Genomic DNA, 12,080 nt, shown 5'->3' with positions numbered 1-12,080 from the left:
GGTCAACGTCAACTTGTCCAAGCAGGAGTTGAGGGGCAAATTCGTCGTTTGATTGAAGTAGATAGTCAAGGCAATCGCACTCTTCGTTCAACAGAAGTTCTCAAGGAAGCTCTTCTGGAAATTGTTGAAGTTGGAACGAAAGTAGAGCAAGACTCTCAAAAAACAGGTCAAGCTCTTTTAGCAACACCGACAAATGAAAAAGTAGGTAAAGAACTTCCAAATACTGGAGTAACAAGAGATGCTAGTCTAGTAGCACTAGGACTCCTCGGAGTGATGAGTGGCTATGGCCTACTTGCTGGAAAGAAGAGAGAAAACGAATCGATTTAGGATTCTTGCATTTCCTCATAACAACTAAAAACAAGGTTTGACTGCAGATTAGTCAAACCTCGTTTTAACTAGTAAAAATCAGTGGAAGAATGAGATGGATTAACTAGTTTTTCTTATATTACTTAGTGATTTGGAAAGGTTTTTCTAGTTTTGATTTTCAGAAATGCTAGTTTTCGTTGCAAGAAAGAACTGGAAAAGTTTAGGGTTTTTCTATCTCTTTTGGTGATTTTGTGATATAATTAGCACGTATAAAAAAAGAAGGAGTCATATCTAATGGCAAAATTGACTGTTAAAGACGTTGACTTGAAAGGGAAAAAAGTTCTCGTTCGTGTTGACTTCAACGTACCTGTAAAAGATGGCGTGATTACCAACGACAACCGTATCACTGCAGCTCTTCCAACTATCAAGTACATTCTTGAACAAGGTGGACGTGCTATCCTCTTCTCTCACCTTGGCCGTGTAAAAGAAGAAGCAGACAAAGCTGGTAAATCACTTGCTCCTGTAGCTGCTGACTTGGCAGCTAAATTGGGTCAAGACGTTACTTTCCTTCCAGGTGTCACTCGTGGTGCTGAATTGGAAGCGGCAATCAACGCTCTTGAAGATGGACAAGTTCTCTTGGTTGAAAACACTCGCTACGAAGATGTTGACGGCAAAAAAGAATCTAAAAACGATCCTGAACTTGGTAAATACTGGGCATCACTTGGAGATGGTATCTTCGTAAACGATGCATTCGGTACAGCTCACCGTGCACACGCATCTAACGTTGGTATCTCAGCAAACGTTGAAAAAGCAGTTGCTGGTTTCCTTCTTGAAAACGAAATTGCCTACATCCAAGAAGCAGTTGAAGCTCCAGAACGTCCATTCGTGGCTATCCTTGGTGGTTCAAAAGTTTCAGACAAGATCGGTGTTATCGAAAACTTGCTTGAAAAAGCTGATAAAGTCCTTATCGGTGGTGGTATGACTTACACATTCTACAAAGCACAAGGTATCGAAATCGGTAACTCACTTGTAGAAGAAGACAAATTGGATGTTGCGAAAGCTCTTCTTGAAAAAGCAAACGGTAAATTGATCTTGCCAGTTGACTCAAAAGAAGCTAACGCCTTTGCTGGTTACACTGAAGTGCGTGACACTGAAGGTGAAGCAGTTTCTGAAGGCTTCCTTGGTCTTGACATCGGTCCAAAATCTATCGCTAAATTTGACGAAGCTTTGACTGGTGCGAAAACAGTTGTATGGAACGGACCTATGGGTGTATTTGAAAACCCAGACTTCCAAGCTGGTACAATTGGTGTGATGGACGCTATCGTGAAACAACCAGGCGTTAAATCAATCATCGGTGGTGGTGACTCAGCTGCCGCAGCGATCAACCTTGGACGTGCAGATAAATTCTCATGGATCTCTACTGGTGGTGGAGCATCAATGGAACTTCTTGAAGGTAAAGTTCTTCCAGGACTTGCAGCCTTGACAGAAAAATAAGATTTTATAAACAAATCAAAGAAGAGAGGAATGAAAGTTCCTCTTTTCTTTTGCTTAAAATAAAAACGCTTCCTCTCAACTATTCCTCATAAAATCAGCCAATTTATGATAAAATGGAAATAGAAAGTTGAGATTATGAGTTATTTTAAAAAATATAAATTCGATAAATCCCAGTTCAAACTTGGTATGCGAACCTTTAAAACAGGTATTGCTGTTTTTCTAGTTCTCTTGATTTTTGGCTTTTTTGGTTGGAAAGGTCTTCAAATCGGTGCTTTGACAGCCGTTTTTAGCCTGAGGGAGAGTTTTGATAAGAGTGTCCATTTTGGGACTTCGCGTATTCTAGGAAATAGTATCGGTGGCCTCTATGCCTTGGTCTTCTTCCTATTAAATACCTTTTTCCATGAAGCCTTTTGGGTAACTTTAGTAGTTGTTCCAATCTGCACCATGTTAACCATTATGACAAATGTAGCTATGAATAATAAAGCAGGTGTAATTGGTGGTGTAGCGGCTATGTTAATCATTACCCTATCGATTCCGAGTGGCGAGACGATTTTGTACGTATTTGCGCGTGTATCAGAAACTTTCATGGGAGTTTTTGTCGCAATTCTCGTAAATTATGATATTGACCGCATTCGGCTCTTTTTTGAGAAAAAAGAAAAATAATGTTACATTTTATAACATTATCAATTGACGTTTGTCTTTTTTTAGACTATAATAGACAGAAAGAAGGAAATTGTAAATGAAGGAAAAAGAATTTCGCCGAAATATGGCTGTTTTTCCTATCGGCAGTGTTATGAAGTTGACCGATCTATCGGCGCGTCAGATTCGTTATTATGAAGATCAAGAGTTGATTAAGCCTGATCGAAACGAAGGGAACCGTCGCATGTATTCCTTGAATGACATGGATCGTCTGCTTGAAATCAAAGATTATATCTCTGAAGGTTATAATATCGCTGCCATTAAGAAAAAATATGCTGAACGTGAAGCGAAATCCAAGAAAGCGGTTAGTCAGACTGAAGTACGTCGTGCACTTCATAATGAACTCCTCCAACAGGGTCGCTTTGCTTCAGTGCGGTCACCTTTTGGTCGCGGTTAAGCAACCGCAAGTAGTCATAATTAAGGAGAAAACTCATGCCAATCACAGCTGCAGATATTCGTCGTGAAGTCAAGGAAAAAAATGTTACCTTTATCCGTCTCATGTTCTCAGATATTTTGGGAACCATGAAAAACGTCGAAATTCCTGCTACAGATGAACAGTTAGATAAAGTCTTGTCAAATAAGGCTATGTTTGATGGATCTTCTATCGAAGGTTTTGTACGTATCAATGAGTCAGATATGTACTTGTACCCAGACTTGGATACATGGACAGTCTTCCCATGGGGAGATGAAAATGGAAGTGTTGCAGGTTTGATCTGTGATGTCTATACAACAGAAGGTGAACCATTTGCAGGTGACCCTCGTGGTAATCTCAAACGTGCTCTTCGTCACATGGAAGAAGTGGGATTCAAATCATTCAACCTTGGACCAGAGCCAGAATTCTTCCTATTTAAATTGGATGAAAATGGAGATCCAACACTTGAAGTGAATGACAAGGGTGGCTACTTTGATTTGGCGCCTACTGACCTTGCGGACAATACACGTCGTGAGATTGTGAATGTCTTGACCAAAATGGGATTTGAAGTAGAGGCAAGTCACCACGAGGTTGCAGTTGGACAACATGAGATTGACTTTAAGTACGATGAGGTTCTCCGTGCCTGTGATAAGATTCAAATCTTTAAACTCGTTGTTAAAACCATTGCTCGCAAACATGGTCTTTACGCAACCTTTATGGCCAAACCAAAATTTGGTATTGCTGGATCAGGTATGCACTGTAATATGTCCTTGTTTGATGCAGAAGGGAATAATGCCTTCTTTGATCCAAATGATCCAAAAGGAATGCAGTTGTCAGAAACAGCCTACCATTTCCTTGGTGGTTTGATCAAGCATGCCTACAACTATACTGCTATCATGAACCCAACAGTTAACTCATACAAACGTTTGGTTCCAGGTTATGAAGCTCCTGTTTACATTGCTTGGGCTGGTCGTAACCGTTCGCCACTTGTGCGCGTGCCTGCTTCACGTGGTATGGGAACTCGTCTTGAGTTGCGTTCAGTGGATCCAATGGCTAATCCGTACATCGCTATGGCTGTTCTTTTGGAGGTTGGTTTGCATGGTATTGAAAATAAAATCGAAGCACCGGCTCCTATCGAAGAAAATATCTACATTATGACAGCAGAAGAGCGTAAAGAAGCTGGTATTACAGATCTTCCATCAACCCTTCACAACGCTTTGAAAGCTTTGACAGAAGATGAGGTTGTCAGAGCAGCTCTTGGAGAACATATCTATACTAGTTTCCTTGAAGCCAAGCGAATCGAATGGGCAAGTTATGCAACCTTCGTTTCACAATGGGAAATTGATAATTATTTAGACCTTTACTAATACTAATATAGAAGAAAGATTGCCTGAGGGCGGTCTTTTTTTCTTGTGTTTTATATCGAAGTGTGATATATTTTATATAACGAAGTGCGATATATCGAATTAGATAGGAGGTGAATGCAAATGGAATTAACGGCTAAGATTCGTCGAGTTTATCTTCCGATGACGGAAACGGGCTTTTATATCTTGTTCTGTCTGCAAAAGGAAGGTCATGGTTATAGTATTACGCAAAAGGTCAAGGAGATGACAGATTCGCAAGTTTCGATTAGTCCTGGAACTATGTATGGAACCTTGTCAAAGATGGAAAAGGATGGTTTGATTTCCTTTGTCCGAGAAGAGGAGAAGCGTAAAATCTATCAGATTACGGACTTGGGACGAAAAGTCTTAGATATTGAATTGAAACGTATTGAACGACTCTACAGAAACAGTCTGGAGGGAAGATGATGGAAAAGAAGGTTGTTTATAGAATTGCTACCATTGCGGATTATGATAGAGAGGCTTTATATTTTAGAAAAATGCATGCTGAGGGCTGGAAACTCAAGGAGGTAACCTACTCTAACTTAGTAGTTGCAGTTAAGTATACTTTTGAAAAGTGCCAACCGGAGCAGGTGTCTTATCAGTTGGACTTTTATCCTATGAAAAAATCAGATAGAGCCTCCTATTTACAATTGTTTAAAGACTGTGGCTGGGAGCATATTACAGACTTTAATGGTTTTTCCTACTTTAGAAAACTTCATTCTGGAATTGAGTCGGATGCCGAGTTTGAAATTTATAATGACGCGGCCGGGAAGCTAGCTATGGTCAAACGGATTTTAACGAGGCGGATGCTTCCTATTTTGCTTCTCTTTTTAGCTCTACTACCGGTTTTCTCAAAGTTTGTCGCTGGAGGCAGTTCTTTCAGTTGGGAAATGTTTTTGATTGTTATAATAGATGGTGTTTTATTGATAGTTCATGCGATTCAGATTTCTTATATTTTTTGGAGATTGTTTCAAAAGTGGAAAGAATTATCTGATAAATAAAACCATGCATGTTTTCTAATTTGGAGGTGCGATGATGAAAAGCAAACTACAATTTCGGATTTTTACGATTCTTGATGAGGATAAGAAAGAAGAATATTTACATGAGATGCACTTGAAAGGTTGGAGGTATAGAACGAGTCGTTTTGGTTTTTTCTATTTTGACCAATGCCGACCAGATGATGTGATGTACAGTGTATGGAATACTAGCTACCTTAGAAAGAATGAGATAGTGTTGCAAAGTATTAAGGATAGAGGCTGGGAGTTTGTGGAGCGATGTTCTTATTCTGTTTTCCGAAAGGCAACTGGTGATATAGTTTCAAACGATCAATCTTTTATAGATAATCGACTTAGATGGGAAGGTGTGAAATCAGGATTTCGTTCATGTGTAACCTCTATCTCTGGAGGTCTAGTTGTTTGTATGAGTTTGTTTAGAGAAGATCTTTCCATGTCTTTCTTCATCATTTTTGCCCTATATGCTCTCATGATTTCTTATCTAATCCATGGTTTTTTCAGACTTAAAAGGAAATACCAAGTAGATGGAAGGTGAGTTTCTCGGTCTGTAGACTGATTTTTAGCACTCTTGATAAAAGAGTGCTAATTTTTTGAGTTTTTATCTTGACATTCTCTTCTAAGGGTGTATAATAGAATCATAAGTTAGCACTTGAGCGTATCGAGTGCTAATCGATCAGACAGAGAGGAGTGATGAGGTGGTTACAGAGCGTCAGCAGGATATTCTAAATCTGATTATTGACATCTTTACCAAAACGCACGAACCTGTCGGATCCAAAGCCTTGCAAGAGTCTATTAACTCTAGCAGTGCAACCATTCGTAATGACATGGCGGCTCTAGAAAAGCAAGGGTTGCTTGAGAAGGCCCATACTTCAAGTGGTCGGATGCCAAGTGTTGCTGGTTTTCAGTACTATGTAAAACACTCACTGGATTTTGACCGACTGGCCGAAAATGAAGTTTATGAGATTGTCAAAGCCTTTGATCAGGAATTCTTCAAATTGGAGGATATTTTACAAGAGGCTGCTAATCTATTGACAGACTTGAGTGGCTGTACGGTAGTAGCACTGGATGTTGAGCCGAGCAGGCAACGGTTGACAGCCTTTGATATCGTTGTTTTGGGGCAACATACAGCCTTGGCAGTATTCACCCTAGACGAGTCGCGAACGGTTACCAGTCAGTTTCTGATTCCAAGGAACTTCTTGCAGGAGGATTTGCTGAAACTGAAGAGCATCATTCAGGAACGTTTCCTCGGCCACACAGTTCTAGATATTCACTACAAGATTCGGACGGAGATTCCGCAGATTATCCAGCGTTACTTCACAACGACGGATAATGTTATCGATCTCTTTGAACACATTTTTAAGGAAATGTTCAACGAAAATATTGTAGTGGCGGGTAAGGTCAATCTCTTGAATTTTGCTAATCTGGCAGCCTATCAGTTCTTTGATCAACCGCAGAAGGTGGCCTTGGAGATTCGTGAGGGGTTGCGTGAAGATCAGATGCAAAATGTTCGTGTTGCGGACAGTCAAGAGTCCTGTCTAGCAGACCTAGCGGTGATTAGTAGCAAGTTCCTCATTCCTTATCGGGGAGTTGGAATTCTAGCGATTATTGGTCCAGTCAATCTGGATTACCAACAGCTAATCAACCAAGTCAATGTAGTCAATCGTGTTTTGACCATGAAGTTGACAGATTTTTACCGCTATCTCAGCAGTAATCATTACGAAGTACATTAAGATTGAAATCATTAAAGGAGGCGAAAATGGCCCAAGATATAAAAAATGAAGAAGTAGAAGAAGTCCAAGAAGAGGAAGTTGTGGAAACAGCTGAAGAAACAACTCCTGAAAAGTCTGAGTTGGACTTGGCAAATGAACGTGCAGATGAGTTCGAAAACAAATACCTTCGCGCTCATGCGGAAATGCAAAATATCCAACGCCGTGCCAATGAAGAGCGTCAAAACTTGCAACGTTATCGTAGCCAGGACTTGGCAAAAGCGATTCTTCCTTCTTTGGATAACCTTGAGCGTGCACTTGCAGTTGAAGGTTTGACAGATGATGTGAAGAAGGGCTTGGAAATGGTGCAAGAAAGCTTGATTCATGCTTTGAAAGAAGAAGGAATCGAAGAAATCGCAGCTGACGGTGAATTTGACCATAACTACCATATGGCCATCCAAACTCTCCCAGCAGACGATGAACACCCAGCAGATACCATCGCCCAAGTTTTCCAAAAAGGCTACAAACTCCATGACCGCATCCTACGCCCAGCAATGGTAGTGGTGTACAACTAAGATACAAAGCCCGTAAAAAGCTCACAGTAAAAATAGGAGATTGACGAAGTGTTCGATGAACACAAGGAAATCTATCTTTTTTACCCAGAGCTTAGGGCGTGTTCGATTAGGCAATTCTGACGGTTGCAACATATATAATAGAAACCTTGTCCGAAACGACAATAAACTATGAAGAAAGATAAGAGGCAAGCCGGAGGCTTGCAAGGAAGATATTTCCCATCGTGGTGAAAGTTTCAGTAGCTTTTGCTACTGAAACAGGGGATTTTTGAGACAATAGGCTCAAAAATAAGTGATGAAATCCCGAAGGGAGTTGCTCACGTCCCCACCACTTAAGGGAAATATCAAAAATAGAAAATTAACTAACAAGGAGAAAAACACATGTCTAAAATTATCGGTATTGACTTAGGTACAACAAACTCAGCAGTAGCAGTTCTTGAAGGAACTGAATCAAAAATCATCGCAAATCCAGAAGGAAACCGCACAACTCCATCTGTAGTCTCATTCAAAAACGGCGAAATCATCGTTGGTGACGCTGCGAAACGTCAAGCAGTTACAAACCCAGATACTGTTATCTCTATCAAATCTAAGATGGGTACTTCTGAAAAAGTTTCTGCAAACGGAAAAGAATACACTCCACAAGAAATCTCAGCTATGATTCTTCAATACTTGAAAGGATACGCTGAAGATTACCTTGGTGAGAAAGTAACCAAAGCTGTTATAACAGTTCCAGCTTACTTCAACGATGCTCAACGTCAAGCAACAAAAGACGCTGGTAAAATCGCTGGTCTTGAAGTAGAACGTATTGTCAACGAACCAACTGCAGCAGCTCTTGCTTATGGTTTGGACAAGACTGACAAAGAAGAAAAAATCTTGGTATTTGACCTTGGTGGTGGTACATTCGACGTATCTATCCTTGAATTGGGTGACGGTGTCTTCGACGTATTGTCAACTGCAGGGGACAACAAACTTGGTGGTGACGACTTTGACCAAAAAATCATCGACCACTTGGTAGCAGAATTCAAGAAAGAAAACGGTATTGACTTGTCTACTGACAAGATGGCAATGCAACGTTTGAAAGATGCAGCTGAAAAAGCGAAGAAAGACCTTTCTGGTGTAACTTCAACACAAATCAGCTTGCCATTTATCACTGCAGGTGAGGCTGGACCTCTTCACTTGGAAATGACTTTGACTCGTGCTAAATTTGACGATTTGACTCGTGACCTTGTAGAACGTACAAAAGTTCCAGTTCGTCAAGCCCTTTCAGATGCAGGTTTGAGCTTGTCAGAAATCGACGAAGTTATCCTTGTTGGTGGTTCAACTCGTATCCCAGCCGTTGTCGAAGCTGTTAAGGCTGAAACTGGTAAAGAACCAAACAAATCAGTTAACCCTGACGAAGTAGTTGCTATGGGTGCTGCCATCCAAGGTGGTGTGATTACTGGTGATGTCAAAGACGTTGTCCTTCTTGACGTAACACCATTGTCACTTGGTATCGAAACAATGGGTGGCGTCTTCACAAAACTTATCGATCGCAACACTACTATTCCAACATCTAAATCACAAGTCTTCTCAACAGCGGCAGACAACCAACCAGCAGTTGATATTCATGTTCTTCAAGGTGAACGCCCAATGGCAGCAGATAACAAGACTCTTGGACGTTTCCAATTGACAGATATCCCAGCTGCACCTCGTGGAATTCCTCAAATCGAAGTAACATTTGACATCGACAAGAACGGTATCGTGTCTGTTAAGGCCAAAGACCTTGGAACTCAAAAAGAACAAACAATTGTTATCCAATCAAACTCAGGCTTGACTGACGAAGAAATCGACCGCATGATGAAAGATGCAGAAGCTAATGCTGAAGCAGATAAGAAACGTAAAGAAGAAGTTGACCTTCGTAACGAAGTTGACCAAGCTATCTTTGCGACTGAAAAGACAATCAAGGAAACTGAAGGAAAAGGCTTTGACGCAGAACGTGACGCTGCCCAAGCTGCCCTTGATGACCTTAAGAAAGCTCAAGAAGACAATAACTTGGATGAAATGAAAGCAAAACTTGAAGCATTGAACGAAAAAGCTCAAGGCCTTGCTGTTAAACTCTACGAACAAGCCGCAGCAGCGCAACAAGCTCAAGCAGGAGCAGAAGGCGCACAAGCAACAGGAAACGCAGGTGATGACGTCGTAGACGGAGAGTTTACGGAGAAATAAAATAGTCCAGTGGACTATTTTATCCCGAGCTTGAAAATCAGGCGAGTATAAGAAGAAATCCAGAGGTTGCAACCCAGCCTCTGTTTTTCGATAAAATAGAGGATGTTGCGTATGAAAAAAGTACTTTGTGTCATTTATCCTAATTTTTCTCTTTATGAGATAGCCTCTTTAACAAGTACTTTAGCTCTGTCTTTTGATATCACGATTGATTATGTAGCTTCAGATCATTTGATGGTGGTCTCTGAGGATGGTTTGCCCTGTCAACCGACGAAAACATTGGCTCAAATCCGTATAGAAGATTATTCTTGTGTGATTTTGCCAGGAATGGTAAATATAGGTCCTACTCTACAAGATGAGAAATTGATCTCGTTTTTGAGAAGTCTTGATGAGCAAGATATCCTAATTGCAGCCATTTCTTCAGCGCCCCTTTTATTGGCGAAAGCAGGCTTGTTGAACGACACGAAATTTACAGGTGGAATTTGGCAAAACTTCTTTGACTATTTTGAATTTCTTCCATGTGAGAATTTTCAACCGAAAGTTCTTGTCCAAGATAAACAAATCATTACGGCTATTGGTTTTGCACATCAAGAGTTTGCAAGAAAAGTGATTTTCGGTTTAGGGTTGGCAGAGAATACGGATAATTATTTTAAAGAACAGAACGAGTATGCTGAAGAGGATTTGATATTTACTCTATCAGATGAAGAGTTTAATCAAGTGAAGCAGAGTATAGAAAACAGCCTCTAAAGATTTACATGAAAATTATAGAAAGGAACAAAGGTGTTCAGGGAATTGAACACGGGTTCCCAAATTTCTTACTCAATATAAAAGAAAGGAATTGAACCTGACCTAAATCGAGGTTTGATTCACAATATCAATAGAAAGGAACAAAGAGTGTTCGTAACTGAACACGGGCTACGGACTGTGCCAAAAAGATAGTTTTTTCTAGGACGCAATCGTCCGTCGTTAAAACTCCTTTTTTGGCTGTGTCCGTTTGACGCCCTTTGTATCTTGAATTATGAACAATACTGAATTTTATGATCGTCTGGGGGTGTCAAAAAACGCTTCGGCAGACGAGATCAAAAAGGCTTATCGTAAGCTTTCCAAAAAATACCACCCAGATATCAACAAGGAGCCTGGTGCTGAGGAAAAATACAAGGAAGTTCAAGAAGCCTATGAGACTTTGAGTGACGACCAAAAACGTGCTGCCTATGACCAATACGGTGCTGCTGGAGCAAACGGTGGTTTTGGTGGAGCTGGTGGTTTCGGCGGTTTCGATGGGGCAGGAGGCTTCGGTGGTTTTGAAGATATCTTCTCAAGTTTCTTCGGCGGAGGCGGTGCTTCACGCAATCCAAATGCACCTCGTCAGGGGGATGACCTCCAATACCGTGTGAACTTGACCTTTGAAGAAGCTATTTTTGGAGCTGAAAAAGAAGTCAAATATAACCGTGAAGCAAGCTGTAGTACATGTAACGGTTCTGGTGCTAAGCCAGGAACAAGTCCAGTCACTTGTGGACGCTGTCATGGTGCTGGTGTCATTAACGTCGATACGCAGACTCCGCTTGGTATGATGCGTCGCCAAGTAACCTGTGATGTCTGTCATGGTCGCGGAAAAGAAATCAAAGATCCATGTACAACCTGTCACGGAACAGGTCATGAAAAACAAGCCCATAGCGTACATGTGAAAATCCCTGCTGGTGTGGAAACAGGTCAACAAATTCGCCTAGCTGGTCAAGGTGAAGCAGGATTTAACGGTGGACCTTATGGTGACTTGTACGTGGTAGTTTCTGTGGAAGCCAGCGATAAGTTTGAACGTGAAGGAACGACTATCTTCTACAATCTCAACCTCAACTTCGTCCAAGCGGCTCTTGGTGATACAGTTGATATCCCAACGGTTCACGGCGATGTTGAATTGGTTATCCCAGAGGGAACTCAGACTGGTAAGAAATTCCGCCTACGTGGTAAAGGGGCGCCAAGCCTTCGTGGTGGTGCAGTTGGTGACCAATACGTTACCGTTAATGTCGTAACACCGACAGGCTTGAACGACCGCCAAAAAGCAGCATTGAAAGAATTTGCAGCTGCTGGTGACTTGAAAGTAAATCCAAAGAAAAAAGGCTTCTTTGATCATATAAAAGATGCCTTTGATGGAGAATAAAGTAAAAAGAGCCGAGTGGCTCTTTTTGTTTATAGATTTTTTATGACTTCCCTTAAGTAATGACGGACGGTAGCGACCTTCTTTGAAGTTCCATACCTAAACTTTGAGCCTAGGTCTCAAAGTTTCCGAACACCTGAAA

General features: G+C 41.1%; 13 protein-coding genes. All 13 read left to right on the top strand.

Annotated features, from left to right (window positions below; all coding sequences use genetic code 11):
* On the top strand, window positions 1–327 hold a 327-nt coding region (locus tag N8M66_RS08830; protein ID WP_261047053.1), incomplete at its 5' end, for an LPXTG cell wall anchor domain-containing protein.
* A 273-nt stretch (window positions 328–600) separates the two neighbouring features.
* The gene (locus N8M66_RS08825; protein ID WP_261047048.1) at window positions 601–1,800 is read left to right on the top strand and encodes a phosphoglycerate kinase; all 1,200 of its coding nucleotides are present in this window, start codon (window positions 601–603) and stop codon (window positions 1,798–1,800) included.
* A gap of 135 nt (window positions 1,801–1,935) precedes the next feature.
* Window positions 1,936–2,463, top strand: coding sequence for an FUSC family protein (locus N8M66_RS08820; RefSeq protein WP_020902185.1), 528 nt, complete (start codon window positions 1,936–1,938; stop codon window positions 2,461–2,463).
* Window positions 2,464–2,539: 76 nt separating this feature from the next.
* The gene (gene glnR / locus N8M66_RS08815) at window positions 2,540–2,896 is read left to right on the top strand and encodes a transcriptional repressor GlnR (RefSeq protein ID WP_000659548.1); all 357 of its coding nucleotides are present in this window, start codon (window positions 2,540–2,542) and stop codon (window positions 2,894–2,896) included.
* A gap of 35 nt (window positions 2,897–2,931) precedes the next feature.
* Window positions 2,932–4,278, top strand: coding sequence for a type I glutamate--ammonia ligase (gene glnA / locus N8M66_RS08810; RefSeq protein ID WP_001122886.1), 1,347 nt, complete (start codon window positions 2,932–2,934; stop codon window positions 4,276–4,278).
* 120 nt (window positions 4,279–4,398) lie between these two features.
* Window positions 4,399–4,719, top strand: coding sequence for a PadR family transcriptional regulator (locus N8M66_RS08805; protein ID WP_004235449.1), 321 nt, complete (start codon window positions 4,399–4,401; stop codon window positions 4,717–4,719).
* The gene (locus N8M66_RS09470; protein WP_314725954.1) at window positions 4,719–5,294 is read left to right on the top strand and encodes a DUF2812 domain-containing protein; all 576 of its coding nucleotides are present in this window, start codon (window positions 4,719–4,721) and stop codon (window positions 5,292–5,294) included. The genes N8M66_RS08805 and N8M66_RS09470 overlap by 1 nt, the downstream gene beginning before the upstream one ends.
* A 34-nt stretch (window positions 5,295–5,328) precedes the next feature.
* Entirely contained in the window at window positions 5,329–5,841 is a 513-nt protein-coding gene (locus N8M66_RS08795) for a DUF2812 domain-containing protein (protein ID WP_261047045.1), read from the top strand.
* A 160-nt stretch (window positions 5,842–6,001) separates the two neighbouring features.
* Window positions 6,002–7,036, top strand: coding sequence for a heat-inducible transcriptional repressor HrcA (gene hrcA / locus N8M66_RS08790; protein WP_000255759.1), 1,035 nt, complete (start codon window positions 6,002–6,004; stop codon window positions 7,034–7,036).
* A 26-nt stretch (window positions 7,037–7,062) separates the two neighbouring features.
* Entirely contained in the window at window positions 7,063–7,587 is a 525-nt protein-coding gene (gene grpE / locus N8M66_RS08785) for a nucleotide exchange factor GrpE (RefSeq protein WP_000046029.1), read from the top strand.
* Window positions 7,588–7,965: 378 nt separating this feature from the next.
* Window positions 7,966–9,789 (top strand): molecular chaperone DnaK, encoded by a 1,824-nt coding sequence (dnaK, locus tag N8M66_RS08780; protein ID WP_000034667.1) that lies wholly within the window; start codon window positions 7,966–7,968, stop codon window positions 9,787–9,789.
* 111 nt (window positions 9,790–9,900) lie between these two features.
* On the top strand, window positions 9,901–10,533 hold the full coding sequence (locus tag N8M66_RS08775; RefSeq protein ID WP_060627134.1) for a DJ-1/PfpI family protein: 633 nt from the start codon (window positions 9,901–9,903) through the stop codon (window positions 10,531–10,533).
* Window positions 10,534–10,804: 271 nt separating this feature from the next.
* A complete protein-coding gene (dnaJ, locus tag N8M66_RS08770) occupies window positions 10,805–11,941 on the top strand; it encodes a molecular chaperone DnaJ (protein WP_078237967.1) in 1,137 nt (378 codons plus the stop codon).
* Window positions 11,942–12,080 lie beyond the last annotated feature (139 nt).

It is taken from the genome of Streptococcus mitis (assembly GCF_946188585.1).
Lineage (GTDB): Bacteria > Bacillota > Bacilli > Lactobacillales > Streptococcaceae > Streptococcus > Streptococcus mitis_DG.
The sequence above is the reverse complement of the archived record's forward strand: the minus strand, read 5'-3'. Positions and strand labels throughout refer to the sequence as shown.